This is a genomic window from Arenimonas metalli CF5-1 (assembly GCF_000747155.1).
Lineage (GTDB): Bacteria > Pseudomonadota > Gammaproteobacteria > Xanthomonadales > Xanthomonadaceae > Arenimonas > Arenimonas metalli.
In genome coordinates this window covers 1-22,682 of sequence record NZ_AVCK01000018.1, presented here as the reverse complement: position 1 = coordinate 22,682, position 22,682 = coordinate 1, and the positions used below count along the sequence as shown (strand labels likewise).

General features: G+C 67.5%; 18 protein-coding genes and 2 pseudogenes. 13 read left to right on the top strand and 7 right to left on the bottom strand.

Annotated elements, in window-relative coordinates; all coding sequences use genetic code 11:
- Nucleotides 1-875: pseudogene (locus N787_RS07490) on the bottom strand (oxygenase MpaB family protein); the annotation flags it as partial.
- A 115-nt stretch (nucleotides 876-990) separates the two neighbouring features.
- On the opposite strand from N787_RS07490, the gene N787_RS07485 reads away from it, so the two are divergent.
- The 4 genes from N787_RS07485 (at nucleotide 991) to N787_RS07470 (ending at nucleotide 4,168) form a co-directional block, all read left to right on the top strand.
- On the top strand, nucleotides 991-1,497 hold the full coding sequence (locus tag N787_RS07485; RefSeq protein WP_034212253.1) for a hypothetical protein: 507 nt from the start codon (nucleotides 991-993) through the stop codon (nucleotides 1,495-1,497).
- Nucleotides 1,498-1,595: 98 nt separating this feature from the next.
- On the top strand, nucleotides 1,596-2,423 hold the full coding sequence (locus N787_RS07480; protein ID WP_034212251.1) for a universal stress protein: 828 nt from the start codon (nucleotides 1,596-1,598) through the stop codon (nucleotides 2,421-2,423).
- A 23-nt stretch (nucleotides 2,424-2,446) separates the two neighbouring features.
- On the top strand, nucleotides 2,447-3,472 hold the full coding sequence (locus N787_RS07475) for a L,D-transpeptidase family protein (protein WP_156968953.1): 1,026 nt from the start codon (nucleotides 2,447-2,449) through the stop codon (nucleotides 3,470-3,472).
- Nucleotides 3,473-3,481: 9 nt separating this feature from the next.
- A complete protein-coding gene (locus N787_RS07470; RefSeq protein WP_034212250.1) occupies nucleotides 3,482-4,168 on the top strand; it encodes a murein L,D-transpeptidase catalytic domain family protein in 687 nt (228 codons plus the stop codon).
- Here N787_RS07470 and N787_RS07465 read toward each other — a convergent pair.
- Both N787_RS07465 and N787_RS14310 read right to left on the bottom strand, forming a co-directional pair.
- On the bottom strand, nucleotides 4,165-4,503 hold the full coding sequence (locus tag N787_RS07465; RefSeq protein WP_052575261.1) for an I78 family peptidase inhibitor: 339 nt from the start codon (nucleotides 4,501-4,503) through the stop codon (nucleotides 4,165-4,167). The genes N787_RS07470 and N787_RS07465 overlap by 4 nt on opposite strands.
- A gap of 109 nt (nucleotides 4,504-4,612) precedes the next feature.
- Nucleotides 4,613-5,566 (bottom strand): alpha/beta fold hydrolase, encoded by a 954-nt coding sequence (locus N787_RS14310; protein ID WP_084590697.1) that lies wholly within the window; start codon nucleotides 5,564-5,566, stop codon nucleotides 4,613-4,615.
- A gap of 99 nt (nucleotides 5,567-5,665) precedes the next feature.
- Between N787_RS14310 and N787_RS07455 the strand changes: the two genes are divergently transcribed.
- From N787_RS07455 to N787_RS07435, 5 genes are all read left to right on the top strand, one after another.
- Entirely contained in the window at nucleotides 5,666-6,748 is a 1,083-nt protein-coding gene (locus N787_RS07455) for an alkene reductase (RefSeq protein WP_034212248.1), read from the top strand.
- A 63-nt stretch (nucleotides 6,749-6,811) separates the two neighbouring features.
- A complete protein-coding gene (locus tag N787_RS07450) occupies nucleotides 6,812-8,176 on the top strand; it encodes an esterase/lipase family protein (protein WP_034212246.1) in 1,365 nt (454 codons plus the stop codon).
- Nucleotides 8,177-8,210: 34 nt separating this feature from the next.
- On the top strand, nucleotides 8,211-8,978 hold the full coding sequence (locus N787_RS14305; protein WP_052575259.1) for a hypothetical protein: 768 nt from the start codon (nucleotides 8,211-8,213) through the stop codon (nucleotides 8,976-8,978).
- A gap of 9 nt (nucleotides 8,979-8,987) precedes the next feature.
- Complete coding sequence (locus N787_RS07440; RefSeq protein WP_034212242.1) at nucleotides 8,988-9,368, top strand: YchJ family protein; 381 nt, start codon at nucleotides 8,988-8,990, stop codon at nucleotides 9,366-9,368.
- A 93-nt stretch (nucleotides 9,369-9,461) separates the two neighbouring features.
- Entirely contained in the window at nucleotides 9,462-10,550 is a 1,089-nt protein-coding gene (locus N787_RS07435; RefSeq protein ID WP_052575258.1) for a TraB/GumN family protein, read from the top strand.
- A 40-nt stretch (nucleotides 10,551-10,590) separates the two neighbouring features.
- Here N787_RS07435 and N787_RS07430 read toward each other — a convergent pair whose 3' ends face one another.
- On the bottom strand, nucleotides 10,591-11,349 hold the full coding sequence (locus tag N787_RS07430) for an outer membrane protein (RefSeq protein ID WP_034212240.1): 759 nt from the start codon (nucleotides 11,347-11,349) through the stop codon (nucleotides 10,591-10,593).
- Nucleotides 11,350-12,108: 759 nt separating this feature from the next.
- On the opposite strand from N787_RS07430, the gene N787_RS07425 reads away from it, so the two are divergent.
- The 4 genes from N787_RS07425 (at nucleotide 12,109) to N787_RS07415 (ending at nucleotide 19,494) form a co-directional block, all read left to right on the top strand.
- Entirely contained in the window at nucleotides 12,109-17,133 is a 5,025-nt protein-coding gene (locus tag N787_RS07425) for a hypothetical protein (RefSeq protein ID WP_156968952.1), read from the top strand.
- Between the two features lie 155 nt (nucleotides 17,134-17,288).
- Nucleotides 17,289-18,041 carry a hypothetical protein gene (locus tag N787_RS07420; protein ID WP_034212236.1) on the top strand — a complete coding sequence of 251 codons (753 nt, stop codon included), beginning with the start codon at nucleotides 17,289-17,291 and terminating at the stop codon, nucleotides 18,039-18,041.
- Nucleotides 18,042-18,098: 57 nt separating this feature from the next.
- Nucleotides 18,099-18,614, top strand: a complete 516-nt coding sequence (locus N787_RS14950; protein WP_156968951.1) for a hypothetical protein — start codon at nucleotides 18,099-18,101, stop codon at nucleotides 18,612-18,614.
- A 58-nt stretch (nucleotides 18,615-18,672) separates the two neighbouring features.
- Nucleotides 18,673-19,494, top strand: coding sequence for a PGN_0703 family putative restriction endonuclease (locus N787_RS07415; RefSeq protein ID WP_156968950.1), 822 nt, complete (start codon nucleotides 18,673-18,675; stop codon nucleotides 19,492-19,494).
- Nucleotides 19,495-20,181: 687 nt separating this feature from the next.
- On the opposite strand, the gene N787_RS14945 is transcribed toward N787_RS07415, so the two are convergent.
- From N787_RS14945 to N787_RS14940, 3 genes and pseudogenes are all read right to left on the bottom strand, one after another.
- Nucleotides 20,182-21,207, bottom strand: a complete 1,026-nt coding sequence (locus tag N787_RS14945; protein ID WP_156968949.1) for a hypothetical protein — start codon at nucleotides 21,205-21,207, stop codon at nucleotides 20,182-20,184.
- A gap of 83 nt (nucleotides 21,208-21,290) precedes the next feature.
- A pseudogene (locus tag N787_RS07410) lies at nucleotides 21,291-21,896 on the bottom strand (transposase); the annotation flags it as partial.
- Between the two features lie 111 nt (nucleotides 21,897-22,007).
- A complete protein-coding gene (locus tag N787_RS14940; RefSeq protein WP_156968948.1) occupies nucleotides 22,008-22,595 on the bottom strand; it encodes a hypothetical protein in 588 nt (195 codons plus the stop codon).
- Between the last annotated feature and the right edge of the window lie 87 nt (nucleotides 22,596-22,682).

Here is a 22,682-nt window from a genome sequence, read left to right as displayed (position 1 = left end):
CCCCCCCGCCGGCGCGCCCGCGGTGCCGGGCCGTCGTCGAGGGCGGCGCGGAACAGCGGCGCCACCGCGGCCAGCCCGGCCGCCGCCACGCTGGCGTGCAGCGCCTGGCGCGGCGTGCGCTCCAGCCGCTGTTCCGCCCAGCCCGGCAGCAGCGCCGCGCCGGCGCCCAGGAACAGGTCGCGCGACAGGCCCGGCAGCGGCACCGGCAGCGCCATCGCTTCGAGCACCGACAGCACGGCGCGCGAACGCGCGGTGTAGGCCAGCGTCGGCTGCACGCGGCGGAAGTAGTCCTCGACTTCGGCCTCGCTGCGCGGCACGTCGCGCGCGCCGAGGGCCTCGGCGACCCGGCGCGACTCGTCGTAGTAGCGATCGCCGTCCGCCGGCGACAGCGGTTCGGCGTAGCGGCGGTAGCCGCGCAGGAAGCCGAACGCCTCGGTCACGTGCACCTAGGTCAGCAGCGCCGGATCATCGGCCGAGTAGGGCGTGCCGTCCTCCGCGGTCCCGCGCACCTGCGCGTGGATGCGGCGCACGCGGGCCACCAGGCGCTCGGCGTCGGCGCGCGGGGCGTAGGTGGTGCCGGCGACGAAGTCGGTGGTGCGGCGCAGCCGGCCCACGAGGTCGGTGCGGAAATTGGAGTGGTCCCACACCCCGGCCAGCGCCTTCGGATGCAAGGTCTGCAGCATCAGCGCGCACAGCCCGCCGCTGAGCATGCCCGGGAAGTCCGCGTGCACCCGCCAGGTGATGCCGTCGGGCGGGAACAGGCCCGGGTCGCCGCGCGGCTGGTCGTAGTCGATGCCGCCCGGCGCCTTCGGAAAGGCGCGCTGTATCCAGCGGCGGATCGGCCGGTGCAGCGGGGCGGTCATCGGAGAGGCCATGTCGGCACGCTATCCCCGCACGCATGAAGACCGGAGCAACCCGCCGCCACCTGGCCCCGGGTCGATGCGCCGGCCCGGCGCTATGATCGATCCGGGACGTCCCGACGGAGGCCACATGCTGAGAATCACGCTCGCGTTTGCACTGGCACTGGCACTGGCGGCGGCGCCGTCGCCGGCGGCCATCAATCCCGATCACTACACCCGCGTCGCCAGCGAACACCTCCAGCTGCGCGAGGTCGCGCGCATCGTCCATGAACCCCGCGGCGACGGCCCGCGCCTGCGGCGCGTGACCCTGGTGGGCGAAGTGCTGGCCGTCCGCCGCGGCAACGAGGACCTGGCGGGACGCACGGTGGTCATCGACTACACGGTCGACCTCGACGCCCGCGCCGCTGCGGCCGATGAACACCACCGCCGCAACGGCCAGCGCCCCGGTCCGCAGTTCATGGCCGAGCCCGACCCGCCGACGCCCGATGCCGACGGCCGCTACTGGGCCTACCTGGCGCCGGCCGGCCAGCGGCTGGGCAACGTGAACCGCCACGCCGGCGCCACCCACGTCATCGAAAGCCAGCAGTACGAAGGCCACGTCTTCGTGCCGGTGGCCGGCCAGTACTCGTTCCACTGACCGGCGCCCGGCTTGACCGGCGTCAACGCCCGCGCCCCGCTTGGGCGTAGGCTGGAACCACGGCCCTCGCGGCCGCCCCCCTCCCGTGGAGTCCCGCCATGCCCAAGGACCTGCTGGTACCGCTGCAGTACTCCGACGCCGATGCCGCCGCGCTCGACGCCGCGGCCGCGCTTGCCAAGGCCCATGGTGCGCGCGTGGCCGTGCTGGCCGCGATCGCCTTCCCGATGCCGGTGGCGTCGGAATGGGGCATGGCCGTGCTGACCCTGAACCAGGCCGACTTCGACGCCCTGCGCGCCAGCGCCGCGGCCGCGGGCGAAGCGGCGCGGCAGCGGCTGCAGCGGGCCGGCGTCGAGGCCGAGCTGCGCGTGGTCGAGTCGCTGCTGCAGTGGCCCGAGGAAACCGCCGCGCTGCACGCCCGCCACGCCGACCTGGCGATCCTGGGCCGCGGCGATGCGGGCCGATTCCCGATCGCCTTCAGCGCCCTGCTGCTCGATAGCGGCCGGCCGGTGCTGGTGATGCCGGAAGGCGCGCGGCTGATGGTGCCGCCGCGCCGCGTCGTGCTGGCGTGGCAGCCGCGGCGCGAGGCCGCGCGCGCCATCCATGACGCGCTGCCGCTGCTGCCGCGCGACGCGCGGGTGGACGTGCTGGTGGTCGATCCCGACGTCGGCGAATCGGCCTACGGCGACGCGCCCGGCGCCGACATCGCCGCCCACCTCGCGCGCCACGGCGCCCAGGTGCAGGTGGTCACGCAGTCGCGCGAAGGCCGCAGCACCGGCGCGGTGATCGTGGACTACGCCACCGCCCAGCACGCCGAGCTGATCGTGATGGGCGGCTACGGCCACTCGCGCTGGCGCGAGCAGGTGCTGGGCGGCGCCACCCGCGCGGTGCTGGCGCAGTCCGGCCTGCCGGTGTTGTTCGCGCATTGAACCGCGGCTGCGCCAGTCTGCTGTTGGCCGGCGCCTTCGCGTTCGGGTTCGCGGGTACCGCCGCCGCGCAGCCCGCCGACCCGGTGCCGCTCCCCGGCACCGCGCCGCTGCAGCTGCTGCCGGGCGAATACCTCTGGCTGCCGGAACTCTCGCCGCGCGGCCCCGTGCTGGTGCTGGTGAGCCTGCCCGAGCAGCGCGCCTACGTGTACCGCAACGGCGTGCGCATCGGCGTCGCCACCGTCAGCACCGGCAAGCCGGGCTTCGAGACCCCGACCGGCGTGTTCACCATCCTGCAGAAGAAGCGCGAGCACTTCTCGAACCTCTACGACGACGCGCCAATGCCCTTCATGCAGCGGCTGACCTGGGACGGCATCGCCCTGCACGCCGGCCGCGTGCCCGGCTATCCGGCCTCGCACGGCTGCGTGCGGCTGCCGTACGCGTTCTCTGAGCTGCTCTACGGCGTCACCGCGCACGGCATCACCGTGGTGATTTCCGACCAGCCGGGGCAGGCGCCGCTGCTGGCCGAACCGGGCGTGTTCGCGCACCCACCGGCCGCGCCCGCGCCGGCCGTGCTGGCGACGCCGATCGCAAGTCACCGCCTGCCGACGCCCGCCTGGGAAGGCCATGAGTGGGCGCCCGAGCGTGCCCCGCCCGGCGCGCTCAGCGTGCTGGTGAGCCGCGCCGACCGCAGGCTGGTGGTGCTGCGCGAAGGCATCGAGATCGGCCGCGCACCGCTGGGTGCCGGCGAACCGTTGCCCGACGGCACGCGCGCGTTCCAGCTGCTCGAGGGCGCCGTGCCCGGCCGCGACGGCGCCAGCTCCCGTCGCCGCTGGGTGCAGGTGCTGGGCGAGCCGGTGGCCGATCCCGCGGCCCTCGCCCGCGCGGTGGTGGTGGCGCCGGCATTCGCGGCGCTGGTGGACGAGGCGCTGGCGCCGGGGGCAACCGTGGTGCTGACCGACCAGCCGCTGCGCGCGACCCCGGTCACGGTTCTCGATGCACAAGGCGCCGCCGCGGACGCCATTCAGGCGCCGTCATCGGTGGGCGACTAAGCTGCCGCGGTGAAACGCCTCCTCCCCCCGCTGCTGGCCCTGGCCGCGCTGCCCCTCCAGGCCGCCGACGGCCTGGCGTCGCAGCTCGCCGGGCAGGCGCCGGGCCTCGACCCGAAGGTGCTGTCGCTGGCGCTGGAAGCCAGCGAGTGCGCGCGCGCCGGTGCGATGGCGCCGGACGCCGAGAAACTGGCGGTGATCGATTACTCGCGGCCTTCCACCGAGCCGCGGCTGTGGGTGTTCGACCTCGGCACGCGCAGGCTGCTGTTCGCCGAGCACGTGGCGCACGGGCGCGGCAGCGGCGAGAACCTGGCGCAGGCCTTCTCGAACCTCGAGGGCAGCCACCAGTCGAGCCTCGGCCTGTTCCGCACCGCCGAGACCTACCACGGCGGCAACGGTTACTCGCTGCGCATGGACGGCCTCGAGCCGGGCGTGAACGACGCCGCCCGCGATCGCCTGATCGTGATGCACGGCGCGCCCTACGTGGATCCGCTGCAGGCGCTCAGGCAGGGCCGCCTGGGCCGCAGTTTCGGCTGCCCGGCGGTGCGTCCGCAGGTGGCGCGCGAGGTGATCGACACGCTCAAGCAGGGCCAGCTGCTGTTCGCCTACTACCCGGACAAGCAGTGGCTGCAGGGCTCGCGCCTGCTCGGCTGCGGCCGCCAGACCGCGGCGCGGCCGGCGGCGACGCGCCGCGACTAGCCGCAGCGCACCGTGACGACGCGGTTGTCGGCGTCGGTTTCGATGTTCACCCGGTCCTCGCGGTAATCCATCGTCACCGCCGTGCCGGGCGGGATGACGCGGTAGCGGTCGGAGCCGGTGTCGGCCTTCACCTTCGCCACCAGCGCCTCGTCGGCGAGCTTGCCCACGGCCCATTGGCCCTTTTCGGCATCGCAGGTCATGGTCGTTTCCTCGGCATCGGTGGGCGGCGGGGTGGCGGTGTCGGCGGTCCCGTTGCCGGACCCGGGCGGGGTGGCGCAGGCGGACAGGGCCAGGCCGGCGGTGGCGGCGAACAGCAGCGTGCGCAGCAGGGTCATCGGCGGTCTCCGCGGGAAAGGTTGCCCCGAGGTTAGCGCAGCCAAGGGCCGCGTCGCCTTAACGGGCCGCGACTCGCGGGGGCGGGAGGCGCCGCCTTGCGCCTGCGGTTCAGCGCGCGGACGCCACCGCCGGCGCTTCGCGGAACAGCGCCAGCACCGCCGCGCGGGTCTGCTCCGGGTGGGTTTCCATCGGGCTGTGCCCGGCGCCGGCGATGGTGACGCGGCGTGCGGAGGGCAGGGCGGCCTGCAGGCGGTCGGCGACCTCGGGCTTCACCCACGCGTCCTTCTCGCCCCAGAGGATCAGGGTGGGCACGCGGTCGAGCTCGGCGCCGCGCGGGTTCACCGGGAATTCGGCCGAGTAGCCGGTCATGATCGCCAGCGCGGTGCCGGGCGTCTTGAGCGGCGTGAGGTAGCCCGCCACTTCCTCGTCGGTGGGGTCGCGGCCGTAGGCCTTCGCCAGCAGGCGGCCGAAGCGGTCCTCGTCGAGGTAGCGCGACTCGGCCAGGTTCGCCAGCCAGCGGCGGATGCGCGGCGAGCGGTAGCGTTCGCGGTTGTTGAGCTCCCGCTCGCTCAGGATCGGATTGCCGGCCACGTAGACCGCGCGCTCCACCGGTACGTCGCCGCGGCGCACCAGCTCGCCGACCACGCGCGTGCCCATCGAGTGGCCGACCAGGCACCAGCCGCTCCCCGGCTGGCGCGCGGCCAGCCAGGGCCCGAGCGCGTCGCCCGCGGTGCCGGGGAAAGGTTGGCGGGCGCTGTAGCCGTAAGCGGGCAGGTCGATCGCCCAGACCGGATGGCCGGCCGCGGCCAGTGCCGGCGCCAGCTGGCGGAAGGAGAACGTGGAGCCGCCGAGGCCATGCACCAGCAGCACGGGGCAGCCGCTGGCGGCGCCCGCGGCCGGCCAGTGGCGGACGTGCACGCGCACGCCCTCGAGCATCTCGAAGCGCGAGTTCCCGAATGGCTTGGCCTGCGCACCGAAGGGCAGGAGCAGCAGGGCGCAGAGCAGGGCGAAGGCGCGGAACATACCAGCATTGGAGCGCGGCGGCTGTCGGCGGAGCGTCATGGCATCGTCCTGAAATGAATAACGATAGGTATCAGCGGCAGGCCTTTGTTCTGCGGGAGGCGGGTCCCATCGTTATGCCACTTCCCCGGAGACCCCACCATGACCCGACTGCTCGATACCCCGTATGAACGCAACGGCCTGAAGCTGAAGAACCGCGTCGTGATGGCGCCGATGACCCGCTCCCGCGCCGAGGGCAACCTGCCCAACGCCCTGATGGCGGAGTACTACGGCCAGCGCGCGGGCGCCGGCCTGGTGATTTCGGAAGGCGCCTCGCCCTCGCCCGACGGCCTCGGCTACGCCCGCATCCCGGGCATCTTCAACGACGCGCAGGCGCAGGGCTGGGGCGTGATCGCCAAGGCCCTGCACGCCGGCGGCAGCCGCCTGTTCATCCAGGTCATGCACAGCGGCCGGGTCGGCGCGACCGCCAACCTGCCGGCCGGCGAGACCCTGGTCGCGCCCTCGGCCATCCCCGCCGCCGGCGAGACCTGGACCGACGCCGCCGGCATGCAGCCCAACGCCACCCCGCGCGCCGCCACCGCGGACGACCTGGCGCGGCTGCGCAGCGACTACGTGCAGGCCGCGCGCCTCGCGGTCGGGCACGGCGTGGACGGCATCGAGCTGCACGCCGCCAACGGCTACCTGCTGGCCCAGTTCCTGAACCCGCGCAGCAACCAGCGCACCGACGCCTACGGCGGCAGCGCCGACAACCGCAACCGATTCGTCATCGAAGTGCTGGACGCTACCGTCGCCGCGATCGGCAAGGCGCGGGTCGGCGTGCGGCTGTCGCCGTTCAATCCGTTCAACGACCTCGAGGTGGACTTCGAGGGTGAGCGCGAGCAGTTCCTGGCGCTCGTGGATGCGGTGGCCGCGCGCGATGTCGCCTACCTGCACCTGGCCGGCGGCAGCGTCACCGGCGAGCTGCTGGCGGAAGTCCGCCGCCGCTTCCCGGGCACGCTGATGACCAACGGGGGCTACGATGGTGAACGCGCGGAAAACGACCTCGCCAGCGGCGTGGCCGACCTGGTCTCCTTTGGCCGTCCTTTCATCGCGAACCCCGACCTGCCCGAACGCTTGCGTACGGGTGCGCCGATCGCCGACCTTGATGCCGGCACGCTCTACACCCCCGGCGCCGCCGGCTACACCGACTATCCGCGCCTCGGCGCCGGGAGCGTGGCCGCCTAGCGCTCCACTCGCTTCAACACCGCCGCGGCCAGCCGGGCCGCGGCGGCCGCGGAGGTTTCCGGCATGATCCACCGCCTTTCCCGCTGGCCCGCGCTGCTGCTGGTCCTGCTGCTGGCCGCCTGCGCCAGCGACCCCGAGCGCCCCGACCTCGCCCGGCTGTATGAAAGCCAGGTGCACCACGCGGCCCAGCCGCCGGTGATCCTGATCCACGGCCTGATGGGCTCGACCCTGGTCGAGCGCGGCAGCGGCAAGGAATTCTGGCCCGGGTCGATCGGCACGCTGGCCTTCAGCGAATACCGCGAACTGGCGCGCATGAAGCAGGCGGAACGGGAAGGCGGCGGCCTGGTGCCCGGCGACCTGTTCTACGGCGTGGCGCGCACGGATTACTACGGCGCGCTGATCGACGCGCTCGAGACCGTGGGCCGCTTCAAGCGCGGCGAGCCGGGCGAGCCGGTGCCGTCCAACGACCGTCGCCGCTACTACGTGTTGCTGTACGACTGGCGCAAGGAGAACCTCGAGGCGGTGCGCCAGCTGCACGCGCTGATCGAGCAGATCCGCCGGGACTACGGCGACCCGGACATGCCGGTGGACATCCTGGCCCACAGCAACGGCGGCCTGATCGCCAACTACTACCTGCGCTACGGCCCGAACGACGTGCTCGACCAGGACGTGTTCACGCCCTGGGACGAGGGCGCGCACCGCGTGCGCCGCGTGGTGATGCTGGGCACGCCGTCGCTGGGCGCGGTCTCCAGCCTCGAGCGGCTGCAGCAGGGCTTCAAGGTGGCGTTCCGGGTGGTGCCGGTGGAGGTGCTGGTCACCTTCGCCACGCCGTTCGAGGCGCTGCCGCACCCGGAGGCGAAGGTAGTGCTGTCGCCGGAGGGCCAGCCGATCGACTTCGACATCTACGACCCCGATGCCTGGCGCGTGCGGCGCTGGTCGGTGTTCTCGCCGGAAGTGGAGGCGCGGGTGATGGCCGCCGCGCCGGACCCGCACACCGGCGCGCTGGAAATGGCCGAGCTGCAGGGCTTCTTCGTGCACCACCTGGCGCGGGCCAAGCGCTTCCAGCTGGCGCTGAGCGCGCCGGTGCGGGCCAACGGCGTCGAGGTGGCGGTGTTCGGCGGCGACTGCAGCCTCACCCCGACCTATGCGGTGCTCGACCGCGATGCCACCGGGGAGCGCCTCGTCATCCGGCCCGAGGACGTGAAGGCGCGGGCGCCCGGCGTCGACTACGAGCGCCTGATGCTGCACCCCGGCGATGGCCTGGTGACCCGCGAATCGCAGCTGGGCCGCGGACTGGCAGACCTGCCGGGCCAGCCCGGCCGGTTCTTCCCGCTCGCCCAGAGCTTCTTCCTGTGCGAACGCCACGACCAGCTGTCAGTGAACCCGTACTTCCAGAACAACCTGCTCAACTTCCTGCTCGCCCGGTAGCCGCGCGGGTGCCGTGCGGGCATAGAATGCTGCCATGAAGGACCTTCGCTCCCTGCTGATCGACTGCCGCATCGAGTTGCGCAAGCAGGCGCGCGATTTCCAGAAGTCCGAGCTCTGCGAACGGCTCGACCTCGCGATCCAGGCCCAGTCCACCGCCACCGCCACCGCGGCGCTGGCGGATGCGGCGGGCGAGGCCGGCCCCACGCCTCCCGCGGGCAAGACCCAGACCGTCAGCCAGGTCGCCCTGGCCTGGCAGACCGCGGCCCGCGACCTGAAGTTCAGCGAGCCGGCCATCTACACGCGCATGGGCGAGAAGGTCATGCGCCTGCTCGAGGCCAGGACCCTGGTCGACCCGGCGACCGAGATCCTGCAGCTCGAAGCCCGCGTGGCCGAACTCAAGGCGCAGCTTGAAACCAGCCACCAGGCGCAGCAGGCGCTGGCGATGGAGCACGAAGCGCTGCTGGGCGCCGTGGCCAAGGCGGTGCCCAAGCTCAAGGACGGCGGCGACAAATTGGCGGTGGCGCTGGCGCGCGTGGCCTGGCTGCGCGCCGAGGCCGACAAGGCCGGCACCGGCGCCCAGGCGGCTTCCGCCAAGCGCGCGCCCGAGCCGCAGGACACCGTGCCCACGCCCGAGCTGCTGGGCGCCGTGGCCGCGGGTGCCGCGACGCTAACCAAGGAGCAGCGCGAGTGGTGCGTCGGCGAGGCGATGGTGCTCACCGGCTTCCAGTACACACCGGTTGAACTGCTCGAGAAAGGCGACGCCCACGTCGCGCGCCTGATCGTCGACGCGCGCAAGGGCTGAGGGCGCGCGGTGGCGGACGCCTGTCCCTGCGGGCGCGGCGACTACGCGCGCTGCTGCGGCCCGCTGCACGCCGGTGCCATCGCGGCCGACGCCGAGGCGCTGATGCGCTCGCGCTACAGCGCCTACGCGCGGGGTGACGCGGAATACCTGAAGGCCACCTGGCACGCGAGCACGCGGTCGGTTTCGCTGGACCTCGCGACGGATCCGCCGATGCGCTGGCTGGGCCTGGACGTGAAGCGGCATGTCGCCGAGGGTGACCGCGCCACGGTGCAGTTCGTCGCGCGCTTCCGGCAAGGCGGCGGCCGCGCCGGGCGCCTGCAGGAGACCAGCCGGTTCGTGCGCGAGGACGGCCGCTGGTACTACGTCGATGGCGACGTGTCCGGCGACTGAACGCCGGCCCTGCGCCGGGTCGTCCGGCCGATGCGCGGTCACGCGGCGCGACTAGACTCGGGCCTCCCCCGGCAAGAACGCGAAGGTCACCGCATGACGCATACCTGGCTGCTGCTCGCCCTCGCCCTCGCCGCGCCGCTGTCCGCGACGCCGCCGCCCGCAGAGCCTGTTCCCGCATCCGCCGCGGCGATGCCAGCCTCCGACCGCGAACCCGCGGACGCGGCCGCGACCGCAGGCGACGCCAGCGACCTTCCGCCTGATGCCCGCATCCTCGACACCATCGTCGTCTCCGGCGTGCAGCCTGGCCCCGGGATGTGGAAGGTCTCGCGCGACGGCCGCGTGCTTTGGGTGCTGGGCACGCTGGCGCCGCTGCCCAAGCGCATGGAATGGAGTTCGCTCGAGGTGGAGCGGCGCGTGGCCGCCGCCGGCGTGCTGCTGATGCCGCCGACGGTGGACGTGGAGGCCGGGGGCGCCGCGCTGGGCGGCCTGTTCCTGGTGCCCTCGCTGATGAAGGCGCGCAACAACCCCGACGACGGGCTGCTGGCGGACGTGCTGCCCGCGGCCGATTACGCCCGCTGGCAGCGGCTCAAGGCGATCTACCTGGGGCGCGACCGCGGCGTCGAGAAGCGCCGTCCGTTCCTGGCCGCGATGGAGCTTCGTGAGAAAGCCTTCGATCGCGCCGACCTGTCGTGGCGCGACGTGGTCGGCCGGGCCGTGCGCCGCGCGGCCAAGCGCGCCGACGTGCCGGTGGAGCAGCCGCAGGTGAGCCTGGTGATTCCGGACGCCAAGGCCACCGTGAAGGAATTCCGCCGCAGCGACCTCGACGACCTGGCCTGCTTCCGCACCACGCTCGACCAGGTCGAGAACGACCTCGATACCCTCGCACTGCGCGCCAATGCCTGGGCCATCGGCGACCTCGCCACGCTCGAGGCCTTGCCCTACGCCGACAACGCCAAGTCCTGCACCGATGCGCTGCTGGGCAGCGGCCTGGCGCGCAGCAGCGGGTTCAGCGCGTTGCCCGCGCGGGTCGAGGCGGCCTGGCTGGCCGCGGCGGAGCGGGCGCTGGCCACGCACGCCGAGAGCGTCGCGGTGCTGCCGATGGCGCGGGTGGTGGGCGAGCGCGGCTACCTCAGGGCGCTGGCCGCGAAGGGCTACCTCGTGGAAGCCCCGTCGGACGAATGACGCCGCCGCGGCGAACCGCGGCGGCGTTCCGTGCGAGGGCTCAGAAGCGGTAGCTCAGGCCGATGCGGAAGCTGTCGAACTCCAGCGACTGGCGGAAGGTCTCGGTGTAGGCCGGGGTCACGAAGCTGCTGCCCGCCACGTAGGCGGTGTCGTAGCTGAAGTCGTCGGCGTCGGTGCGCAGGTACTCGGCGCGCAGCGACCACTGGTTGCCGAAGTCGTACTCGTAGCCGGCGCCGAACTCGGTGGCGTCCAGCGTCTCGCTGGCGACGCCGCGCTTGAGGTAGTTGCCGTTGCTCTCGATCGTGGCCACCACGTCGGCGTCCACGCGCGCCACGCCGCCGGTCAGGTAGAACAGGTGCTGGCCGCTGGCATAGCCGAAGCGCGCACGCAGCGACATCTTCGAGTCGACGTCGATGGCGTTGCCGAAATCGTAGGTCAGGCTGGGGAAGGGCGTGGCGGGCTGCGGGCCGGTGGACCGGCTCTCCTCGAAGTGCAGCTGGCTGTGGTCGAGCTCGCCGCCGAGCACGAAGCCGTTGGCGAACTGGTGCAGCACGCCGAACTGCAGGCCGTAGGTGCTGTCGCTCGGGTCGAAGCCGGTGGACCAGCCGTCGGCGACGAAGTCGCGCAGGGCCTGCGACTCGACCGACCACTGGCCGCCGAGGGAGGCGCGGGCGTCGGCGTCGCCGCTGCTGTGGCCGGCGTGGATGCCCACGTACCAGCCGCTCCAGTCGCCGTTGGCGGCGAGGGCGGAGGTGCTGAGCAGGCAGGAGGCGGCGAGGATAAGGAGACGGTGCTTCATGGGGGGTGTCCTTTCGAAAGTCGGGGCAAGGCGCGGCCCTTGGGCGGGGAGCGCTGATCCAGAGAACGAAAAAGGGCGTGAAGACGTGCCAGCCGGCGGCGCCGGGCGCGGGGCATCGGCAGGGATCCCGGCTTGGCGGAGTCCCGGGCCGGCCAAGCAGGCGGCGGGGACGAAAAGATGGCGCGCCTGCCTTCGGAGCCCTTGCTTCAACCATAGCCGCAATCAGGGTTGATCGATGCGAAAACGTTTCAATCGATCCAAGTGATTGATCTTGTTAGCAACTAATTCAATGGTGGAGTTACACGGGGCGCCGTTTTGTGCCGATTTATCCCTGTCCGTTGTCATGGGTTGATTCCTTTATCCAGCCTCCCCGGCACACCCATCCCGAGTAAAAGCCACCATTACCGCGGCTTCCAGAACCACCGAACCCTCGCCGATCGACCCATCCGTGACCGCGGCTCCGAGTGGGTTTCGTCCGACGGCTGGGTCCGGTACACGGAGCGCCGCTTGACCCAATTTGCCTTGTCCACTTTCGGGAGCTGATTCCTTTTCCTAGGCTCCCCGACAGACCCATCCCGAGCAACAGCCACCGTGACCGCGGCTCCCAGACCCACCGAACCCTCGCCCATCGACCCGTCCTGGACGGCAGCCTTGGGTGGTATCGACGTCCCTTCCGACAGCTGGGTTAGGTACACCGCCCTCATTCTCCGCCGACTCCTTGGCCGTGCGCCACCGGACGCGCTCTACTTCCCATGGGCAATGGCACATTGGCTGAGGTATCAGGACCACCTCCGTGTCATGGCGTCCGGGGCACTGGAAATCCTGGCGGCCGACCTGACCAAGGACTACCCGGTGCTCACTGCCCTGGCGGCACACGATCGCCGGGACAGGGAGGGAAGGTCGACTCCATTGGCCCGCCTGTTCGCATGGCTCATTTTCGAACTGCATATCCGCGGCCGTTACGCGCATTCGCAGAAGGAACTTTCGGGAATCCTGCGGGGCCTCTCCAGGGGAGGCCAACAAAGCGCCTTGCTCGGCTCGCTTGGGAGCGCCCGCACCCCCCGTGATCTGCAGCAATCAATGCTGCGGCTGGGCGCGGGGAAGCCCGAGGACGCCTCGCTGACGGGACACGACTCGTTCGACACGCTATGGCGGACGGAGTTGTGCGCCGCGGTGGACTCGCTCACCTCGCCCGGAGCGCCGAACTTCGAGTACGAATCTGGAGAGGAATCCCTGGCGACTCCCGTCACGGCTTCCGGCGACCCGGACGACGATGACGCCTTGGATGACGCTCCGTTTTTCCTGGTCCCCTCCATTCCGGAGGGGGAGACGATCCCCCATCCGCGCAGCCAATTGGCTCTCGCGTTGGCGCTGGCCTTCGAGCGCCGTTCCACCGCCGACATCCTCAGGCATCCAGACAATCTCGCCCCACCTGTCGTCACCCAGGCCGCCTGGCGGGGGGCGCATGAACATGCCCAGCGGTCCCTGGAGCGAGGCGACCATGCTGCCGCCCGACGCCAACTGGCCCTCCTCCTGGCGATCGAAGCCGGGGTCTCCGAAGCCGAGATTCCCAGACTGAACATTGGTCTCCCCGTGAGTGCGCAGTGGCTGCAGCTGGATCTGGCGGGACGTAGGCTGCTCAGGGGCGAGGTGCGCCCGCGCCAGGCGTTCTCACCGACCGCTGAAGATGCTCCCAAGTGGATGGAGACGGGGTCGGACATCACCTTTCCCCTCACGGACGAAACCCTGCGGCTTGCCGACCGTCTCCTAGAGTCCCGGTCAGACCCGGCAGAAAAGCGTTGCCCGTTCGTCCTCCTGCCCGGGGACCGGCCCGATGGCAAAAGCATTCTCCGCACCGCCTTGAGGGAATCCTCGCCCAATTCGAACTACAGCCCGACGATCTTCCGCAAGCGGATCGCCTCCCATCTCCATGGGGTCCTCGGGCTGGACGTCGCCCAGATGGCGTTCGGCGATTCGTTCGGCATGAATCCCACGGGCACCTACTACTGCCGGATTGCCGTTTCGACCATCGCCAGTTGCCTGGCCTCCGAACTGGCGCGGGTGACGTCCGGGTCGGTTGCCGCAACAGTGGAATGGACGTCGCTTACGGGTTACATCGGCTCCAGGGTGGCGCCAGCCGGTTCACCCATCGCTGATCTGGCACTCCGAATCCGCCCCATCGCTCCCCGCCGCCGGGGGAGGCCGAACCTCGCGAATTGCATTTCGGAATGGAGACTCAGGCGCGACCGCCTGGCCATCCACCTGGCCCTGGCGACCGGGCATCGCCCGAATGATTCCCTTTCGCTAGTCGTTCTCGACAACTTCGCGCTGCGTCACGCGCTGGTGGTGTTGCGCGACAAGCGTTCCGATCCAGCCCACTTCACCCGTTTCGCCTCGACGGGCTGGGCATTCGTCCACGAGCTGCGCGACTACCTTGGCTTCCTCGAAATGCTCATCAGGAATTCGGGCGTGTCGCAGGTGCGACACATTGCGCGGACGATCCTCCGCGGTGGTGCACCCCTGTTCCGCATCGTCGATGAAACCTCGAACCCGATAGACCTCAATGTACCGGCGCTCTTCGCCGCCCTGCCAGCCCCCTGGAACGAGAAGCGCAATCTCCATCGACACGCGCTGTGCCAGCTGCTCGTCCAAGCGGGCATCGATCCCGAGTTGAGGTTTGCCCAGATGGGTTGGCTGCTCGCGGCTGGAGGTGGGTCGAGCGAATGCGCGCCGTATTCCCCCGTGGAGTTCACCGCGGAGATCGCCCCCCTGATCGACGACTGTCTCCGGAAGATGGGGTGGCTGGTCCCATCGGACGCCGGGCCGATCCAGATTGAGCTGCCGGCCAGGCCGCTTACTGCTTGGGAGCCACGCATCAAGTGCCATCAGGACGAGTGCGTTGCACAGGTGCATCGCCTGCGGGTGGCACTGTTCGAGAGGCGGGCAAGCGCCCTGCCCATAATCCAGGGCCGTCTCGCCGGAGCCTTGACCATCCATGCACCGGGCTTCGAACTGGTCGTCTCGGGCGGCCGGCCGTGGATCCGCGCGATGGACAGGAACGCCACGCTGGACGGGCGCGCTCCGTTTTCCGAGGCCGTCGTCAGGTTTCTTCTAGACAAGGTGGCACCTGCAGGCGGCCCTGCAATCGAGTCGATGGTTGCAGCCAGGGAGGTTGCACGACTCCTGAGGGAGGGGATAGCAAACCGCGAGTGCCGGGGCTTCATTCCCGCTGTCCCGAGACTATCCCCAGTCCAGGAACCGAGTCCGTTCCTACTGTCCGGGGGACTGGCGATTGGACATACCGATCTCATTCGCGATCAGTTGGAGAAATTGGCTATCAAAGTGGCCTCAGATGACGTCAGCATGCTCGGCCACTTGGCTTGGCTGGCAGTCTTGAGTTCGACGCCCTATCGAAGCATCGATAGAGCGAAGGAAATCGTGGTTGGCTCGAAGGACGCCATCCACGCGGAGGCAGAAGGCTGGGTGATGCGTGTGCCGACGAGATCGGGTGCCGCCTGCCTGACGGGCCTTCCATTCGTTCTGCTGGACAAACTTCGGCGGGAACACTCCGATGCCGACCTGGAGTCGGTGCTGACACGAGAAGGCTTCTCCCGATGGTTCAGCAGGATGTTTCCCGGGATGGTCGCCGAGGGCGCGAACGAAACCGGTGCGCTTCAGTTGCTGGAGCAGACGCTCCAGGTCGCTGCGCGATTCGAGCTCACGGGTATCGAGCGGGCCCTGCTGCTTGGCGACCTGAAGGCCGCGTCGGTTTCGGCTGTACGGGCCGCCAGTGTCACCGACGGGAGGACCGTGCCCGATCCGTCTCTGAGTCCGAGTCCTGAAGCATCCGACTATTCGGATGATCCGCATCCCGAAACCACTCCAGCGCCCCGCACGTCGCCCTCGCACAGGCCGCGGGAGAAGCCGCAGTCACTGCTGCTGCTTCCCCTCTTCTCGATCGACTTCAAGGGAGAGATCGACGGCGTGCCAGCACTTCCGGCCAAACGGCGTCGCGCCCAACTGATCCACGCAGTTGTGGATCGCAGGAAGCGAATTGGCGCCGAGTTGACGACGGATCTTCTCCTCCTCGACTACTTTCTCCACCTGTTGGGTGAGGAGCGGGGGACGAAGGGGAAGTGCAGGCCTGGCACGATCCACACCAAGGCGCACCGCTTTGCGAAGCGCCTTCTGGAGCTGGGTCTTGGCTCTTGGGACGAGATGAGCATCGAGCAGATCACGACCGCCTTCCATGCGGTTCTTCTCCAGTCTCCCACCAAGATGCGTGCCCGTGTACTGGGTGAGATCAGGCAGTTCCATTCGATCAGCGGCCGTCGTTACGACATCGAGTCCCCCGACTGGGCCCTCCTCTGCAAGGCTGCCGGCCAGCGCTGGGTGGGTCGTGATGCGGGCATCTTGGGAAAACACGAGATCCGCCGGGTGGCTCGTGTTCTCGAAGACGCGCTTGTACCGGAAGGAGAACGCCTGTTCGTTCCGTTGAGGGAGTCCCGGCTGCGTGAACTGCACCGGGTGGCGCGTGCACTCCTGGAGGCATCGGGGTGTCGTCCAAGGTCAATCTACGGGCTATCCCTGGCCGACCTGCACTTCGACGACGAGGGCGACTTCATTCACCTCCAGGCACGCGGGCGCTTCGAATCTCAGAAGACGCCGACCGCTGCCGGATTCATCCCGCTCGAGGGCGACCTGTGGAATTCAGATCGGGAGTGGCTCCGTGGATGGCACGAACGCCGCTGCGAAGGCAGGGATCCCTCGCTGTTGCCGAAGATTCCCCTGTTCGAGGAGCCGGGCACCGAACCGGGCACCCGGTTTGCGATGAGGGAGATCTTCGGAAGGATCGGCCAGTTGCTCCGGTGGTCGACCTCGATCGGCAATGCGCGCACCTATTGGCTGCGAAAGCACAGGTTGCAGGAGCGACATCGGCGGATCCAGCGGCTGCGGAACCCGACGTCCCGGGATGTCGTCCACGCGTTGCGCGTCTCCGGCCACATGTCGATCCACACGCCGTTGGCGAGCTACCTCCATGACGCCATGGGCTACATGGAGCGAGGGATGCGCGTGGGTGCTGACGTCGGACGACCAGCCCTGGCGGCCATCACGGGACTCAAGCTTGGAACGCTTGCCCAGCGAGCCCGGCGATGTTCGGCCTCGAATGGTGGGCATGGCGGGGGCGATGAACTGCGTATCGCCTTGACACTCCCGGCGCCGACGTGGATGGAGGCAACCGAGTTCGACCCCGGTACCGCGCCTGTAGTGGCCACGCGTACGTCGGGGGATCTTTCGACGATCGCCACCGCGATGAGCGGGTTGTCCCTGGGCTGGGATGAAGTCACGACCGCCCGTCGGTGCGGAATCGCCCCGGAGGCCGTGGTTCGGGTGCGTGCCGGTATGGATCTCCTGACGAGGTGGACCACGTACCGGTTCGGTTTGCAGGAAGGCGAACTCGCGCAGCCCAGATCGACGTCTACCAATCAGGCCTTGCTCGACCTGCTTCGGAATCCCCCTGCTCAACTGAGCGCAGTCGCAGTCCACTGGGGGCAGCTCGCCATCCGTGTGCCGATCAGCGCGGGCTGCCCCTTGATCGACAAGAAGCTCGAGGTCGACCTGGAAGAGATCCTCGCGGGAGTTTCCTTGGGATCGGAGCGGATCGAGATCGAAGGGGTGGGTGTGATCCGGCCAGCCCACCCACGCGAGTCGTATGGCCTTTGGCCTGCACTTCGGTGGGTTCTGGCAGTCGCCTGGGTAGCCGACCACGTGCCGCCGCGGTAATGGATTCCCCGATTGACCCAGAATTTAGGTGACCAATCGCTGATTTGGCGGCGCTCCCGGCCTATAGATTGAGAGCCGGCCAGGGCTTCCTGAGTCGGCATCCGCCGGCCGGTCCCGGCGGGAGAACCGAAGTGGCGAAGAAGTCAAAGAGACCCGTGGCCAGCAAGGACGGGCTGGCGGCCATCATCGAGTTTCAACACGTGGACCTGGAGTTGGACAACGCCGGCCGGCTCGCGGAACTGCCTGGACTCCTTGAGGCGGTGGCTGCGCTCCTTGCGGCGTTTGCCGCGGTGGTTGGCAAATCGATCGACTGTGCCTTTCGACCCCATTCGTCCGCAGGCTGTTACAGCTTCGACCTCTGGGCCGACCCTCCGAATCGCACCCTCGAACTCGGCGACCGCGAAGAAACGGATCCTTTCCATATCGAAGTAAATCGCCTTGTCAAAGCCTGGGATAAGATCAAGGAGAACTCAAACTCCGAATCGCCCAAACCTCTCAGGGACATCGGTGTCAGTAAACAGGAATTCCGGGCGTTGAAGGAACTGAGCCGGTTCGGTGCGCTCAATGTGGGTCCGCGCCTTCGCACCGCCGACGGTCGAAAGGCGGAACTGCCGGTCGTCGACCCCGAACTTCTCGGCAAGGTGAAGGCGTCTGATCCGGAAGACCAGAAAGTCGATTCACTGGTCACTGGCATCGCCTACACCGTGGACGGCACTGTCATGCTGCACCTCGAGTTTGCGCGCTGGGTGAGGGCTCCATTCGTCTCGCTCCGCGAGGTCAGTGCACAGCTGTCGGATCAGGCGCGTGCAGTCGGCACCCTCAAGTCCGTGGAAGGGTCATATGAATTCCAGGGCGAAAGGCTCAACGATGGCCAAATCAGTTACCCGCTTCCGCTGACGCCCGTGTAAGTTGCCGCCGGTGATTTCGTCGAGCAGACTAGCCTCAACAGGTGGGTCCGTCCGCGGATGAAGCATTTCGGCGATGATGTCCACCACGTCTCGCTCCCTCGAGAATTGCCAATGAGAACAATCGACGTCAGAACGCTCGTTCGGGAAGTGCTCGATTCAATGCCCAAGCCGTACTCGCATCACGTTATTGACGAAGTATTCGCCGAGATTGAGCGGCAGCCAGGCTGGCGCAGTCGTTATGAAGCGCTCTGCTCAAGCCTGGGACGCGATGTCGTCAACAACTGGGGTGGACGTTGGGTGGCTCTGACCCTGGAGAAGGTGGGTGAGCAGCAGGTATCCAGCAAGAAGAGCACCCTCATTGGCTCGTACTCGATTCTGGACACGGATGCGAAAGCAGCCCTCCGGAAGCCGAACAAAGCCGAAGCCATTCAATTGATGTCCGACTACTACAAGTGTCACAGGGCGGAACTTCCCCGTGATGTTCGAGATCGACGAGATCTCATCATCGAGCTTATTCTGGAAGGAATCCCAGCCGAAGAAGCGTTTGCCGAGGCCAAGAAGAGCGTCTCCTGACGACCAAGCAACTCCAATCCCGATCCAATCAGGTATGCAGCCCCGGAGGAGGTAATCAGTGACGTTTCGAGATCAGGCCTGTGCACACCTTTGCGGTTACCGGAAGAACAACCTCGGGTTGGCAGAGGAGGGAGTCTTCGTTCATCGCCGCATACCGCATCACAAGGGGCACATCCTGCCCAAGGGCAGTGAGCAGCGGAACCTGCTGGAGGGGTATCGCGATCTGTTCTTCGCGTCCGAGTATGGCGCCACGGACCGCCACCGGTATTTCCACCACCTTAATTCTTCCCAAGGACTTTGCTTCAACCTCTTCTTTCCCCTGATCCACGAAAAGCAGCTGCCGCTTCTGGTTCGCTCCATTGGCTCAGATATGAGTCATCCTGCCGAAGCGAGATTCGAGTTCCCATCGCCGCGTGAGATCGCGAAGAGGCGAACGTCGTTCGACTTTTACCTGCGGGGCTCAGATCGAGAAAGCTACGTCGAGGTAAAGTACACGGAAGACGGGTTCGGACGTGCAAAGCAGGATCCGGAGCATCTGGAGAAATTTCGGAATACCTATGCACCCTTGCTCAAGGACTCGGCATACCTGGCAGATGAATGCAACGATCCGACCTTCTTCCTGAAGAACTATCAGGTCCTTCGGAACCTGGTCCACATCACGCCGACATCTGAGGTCGTGTTCCTTTTTCCGCGCGCCAACAGAAAGGTCGCCGAGCAGGCGGAGTGCGCCAGGGAGAGGTTCTTGACGGACGCCGGTCGGGAGAGGATGCGCATCGTCTTCCTGGAGGATCTGGTGGGTGAGCTCATCACGGCTTGCCGGGGAACACTACTGGGCAGGCACTACGAGTCTTTCCATGACAAGTACTTGGCCTTTGCGTGATGAGACCGAGTGGCACGCCCCAACTATCGTCAATGCCTCTGCGGAATCGTCGCTTAGGCAAGGGCGTGTGGCAACGGCTGGCGCGACCCAAGTCAGTCTCCCGGCCCATGTAGCTTTCGCAAAAAGGAGCGCTCAACCATGCAACTTCTTATCCAAGTCGTATGCACCCCCGGCAATAGCATGCGGGAAGCCATCGCCAAGCACCCGAAGATATCGGAGCATGGTCTCAAGGTGTCCCAGCAGTTGAATCCAGAACGTTCGCCTGGATGGATGAAAATACACAGCCTTCTGGATGATCGAGACGGGGCAATAAATGTTCAATGGAACCCGCATGCGTCCCTACTCATCGCACGCGTCGTAACGCGCGCCAAGGGAGATCCCGGCTTGATGTCGGGAGACTTCATTGGGTTCCTGCTACGTAGAATGAAGCGGCGAATCCACTCGATCAGCGTCACTCCGTAGTTCACCGGACGTCGCCTCGGTATGGCCGCAACCCTCGCCAAACGACTGGGCTATGGCTTCCGTCGGGTCGGACGCGGTCCTCGACTGGTCGGCGGTGTCAGCTGGTCAGCCCAACTGGAAACGTTAGGCAGCGGCAACGGCGCAGCCGGCCCTGCATGCATCCAAAAGTGCCTGACGTCTGTTGGCCGGGCACAATGCGATACCGCGTAGTCAAACGTTCATGAATCAGCCGTTGGAGGACTCGTCCAAAGGACCCACGGTCATGTGGACGGTGCTGATGGGGCCGTCAGGCCAGTAAGCGTCTTCTTCATCGACACCGTCTGCCCCACCTTCTCCCCCTCCCCCACCTTCTCCCCCTACCGACTCCCTCGCGCCTGAGAACTGCGCTAGTTGGAGGGCCGTCGGCGTGGCGCTCGCGAAGCTCGGGCTTGGAAGATGTGTGGCGGCCATGAAGCCCACAATGTTGGGGTTTCCGCGAAAGACCGTCGATGCCTTGGTCATCCCTTGCGCTGACGTCACGGCGAGCAGTTCGTCTACGGTAAAGGACCAATCATCCGAACCGCCAGGGATGGCCGAACGGCCGCACGAGGGGTCGCCTACTGCCATGTTCGCCAGATAGTCGGCGAGAGGAATCGCAGAGTGGAACCAAGGGGCGGATTTACGCGTCAGTTCATGCCGCCACTCCGGTGCCGAGCTGCTGAGATTTATGCCCGCATACTCCGCTGTTTGCGCTTTCAGCCCCGGTGCCTTGCGCAGATTCCGCGCGGCGGGGTTGTACAAGGAGCTGTTAAACGTAAAGACAGGCAGCCAAGCGAGGAGTTTGTGCTGGACCCACTCTTTCCCTGACGGCTTCAGCGCACCGCCTTTAAGCATCTTCGCCTGCACGAGAACTGCTCGTCGATCGACAACGCCTTTGGGATCAAGATGGTCGATCACGATCAAAAGGTCTGCGAGCTCGCACTGCCTAAACGTGCTGGTCACGGCGTACTTGGGGTGTGCACTCGCCTTGAATTTGACCTGCGGGCTGGAGTGGCAGAAGACACTCACCAACTTGATACAAAACCCAGCGGCCTTGAGGATCGGCGTCCACTTGTCCGCAATTTGGTCGAACCCATCTAGCGTCATGGTCCGCACCCCGCTGACTTCCCCACGAGGCTTCCCGGTGCGCGGGCCGCCGTTCAATAGGACGTGGTCGGCGACGGGGCCAGCAGCAAGCGAGAGGTCGTACGCGAGCGATGAAGGCAGCATCAAGGCAGTCTCCGGTCATTGGGTAAGCGACAGTACTATGCCGATCAGTGCCGCGTCGCGTCTGCGTCCGCCTTCGGGACGACAGCCAGCTTGTCCTTCAGGCGGGGCACGCGGCCCTCCGGCAACAGGCTCGGATCGCGGTCTGCGCGATCGAGTTCGGCCAGGTAGCGAGCGACGCTCTCATCGAGCTGTTTGCGCCGCGCCTTAACCTTGCCGGCGGTGAAGTTGCGATCCCGGCTGTTGACCGCCTTAAGCTTGCTGCCGTCGATCGCTACGACCGCATGCGTGAACACCTTCATCTTCCGACACAGCGCGACGAACTGGCTGCACACCGCCGTGATCGCGCTGCCGTTGTCCCGGCGAAAGTCGGCAATGGTCTTGAAGTCGGGCGCCAGGCGCCCGGTCAGCCAGATCAGCTCCAGGTTCCGCTGTGCTTCCCGCTCCAGGCGCCGGGTGGACTGGATGCGATTGAGGTACCCGTAGATGTAGACCTTGAGCAGGACGGCTGGATGATAGGCCGGCCGCCCACCGCCAGAACGATTGGCTGCTGCAAAGCCCAGGGCCGCGAGGTCGAGGGCTTCGACGAACGCGTCGACCACCCGGACCGGGTTGTCTTCGTGGACGTAATCCTCAAGCCGATCAGGGAGCAGAAGTCCCTGTGAGCGGTCGACCCCATCGACGAATCGTTTCATACCGAGCACCATTCGAACGGTGTCGATATTTTGCCATCGGCAGTTGGGTTTTCACACAGCCTCGGCCAAGAGTGGACCTGATGTCTAGTCTTGCCATCAGGCGGCAGCGATTTACCTGTCGCCTCTGCGGCCAAGCAACGGCCTCAAGTAGTCCCAGAGTCCATCTTCGAGGACCTGGACCACAGGATCACCGAGCCCGGCAAACCGGAAGAGGTGGAACTCGACATGCAAGTCGATGTCATGCGCCCATGCGGCGAAGTGAATCGCGTACGTGCCGGTCGTGCTCGACAAGAGATGCTGCCTGAACCGCTGCCGAGGTGCGTAGGAACGACCGACATATAGCGCCCGGCTGGCTTCCGAACGCAGATTCGGCCTGCAAAGATTCTTCTTTCCCTCGTAGCTAGCGGCCTCCTGAGCCGCTCTACCGGCATTGAAGGTCTCGAGAATCTTCTCGTGAGGGAGCTGACTCGAAGGAGCGACACGGAATACATAGATGTACTCCGCATCCTCGTCTCCTTTCCCGCGGCCGGTCGGAATCGGTCTGGCGAGCTCGTCAACATCATCTTTCGAAAGTTTGCTCGTCGAGAACGGCAGGACCAAAGAGGGAGGGAGAACCACACTCCTGGCTTTCACGATCGACTTATCTGCGGTTCGCGCGAAATCTTCGATGGCTCCGGACAAATCGGATTGCGTCAGCATGTTCACTCCTGCGTTCGCGAGTTCGGTGGCGTCAGACAGAGAGCATCGCAGTATCGAGGTTGAATCGCCCCGTCTTTCCCGGAGGCT

What these genes read in the sequence shown, in the direction of transcription:
- N787_RS14310 (WP_084590697.1), bottom strand. Translation starts at nt 5,566, where the DNA reads ATGACGCTCCGCCGACAGCCGCCGCGCTCCAATGCTGGTATGTTCCGC.
- N787_RS07455 (WP_034212248.1), top strand. Translation starts at nt 5,666, where the DNA reads ATGACCCGACTGCTCGATACCCCGTATGAACGCAACGGCCTGAAGCTG.
- N787_RS14940 (WP_156968948.1), bottom strand. Translation starts at nt 22,595, where the DNA reads ATGCTGACGCAATCCGATTTGTCCGGAGCCATCGAAGATTTCGCGCGA.
- N787_RS07450 (WP_034212246.1), top strand. Translation starts at nt 6,812, where the DNA reads ATGATCCACCGCCTTTCCCGCTGGCCCGCGCTGCTGCTGGTCCTGCTG.
- N787_RS07465 (WP_052575261.1), bottom strand. Translation starts at nt 4,503, where the DNA reads ATGACCCTGCTGCGCACGCTGCTGTTCGCCGCCACCGCCGGCCTGGCC.
- N787_RS07485 (WP_034212253.1), top strand. Translation starts at nt 991, where the DNA reads ATGCTGAGAATCACGCTCGCGTTTGCACTGGCACTGGCACTGGCGGCG.
- N787_RS07430 (WP_034212240.1), bottom strand. Translation starts at nt 11,349, where the DNA reads ATGAAGCACCGTCTCCTTATCCTCGCCGCCTCCTGCCTGCTCAGCACC.
- N787_RS07480 (WP_034212251.1), top strand. Translation starts at nt 1,596, where the DNA reads ATGCCCAAGGACCTGCTGGTACCGCTGCAGTACTCCGACGCCGATGCC.
- N787_RS07435 (WP_052575258.1), top strand. Translation starts at nt 9,462, where the DNA reads ATGACGCATACCTGGCTGCTGCTCGCCCTCGCCCTCGCCGCGCCGCTG.
- N787_RS14950 (WP_156968951.1), top strand. Translation starts at nt 18,099, where the DNA reads ATGAAGCATTTCGGCGATGATGTCCACCACGTCTCGCTCCCTCGAGAA.
- N787_RS07425 (WP_156968952.1), top strand. Translation starts at nt 12,109, where the DNA reads ATGGCACATTGGCTGAGGTATCAGGACCACCTCCGTGTCATGGCGTCC.
- N787_RS14305 (WP_052575259.1), top strand. Translation starts at nt 8,211, where the DNA reads ATGAAGGACCTTCGCTCCCTGCTGATCGACTGCCGCATCGAGTTGCGC.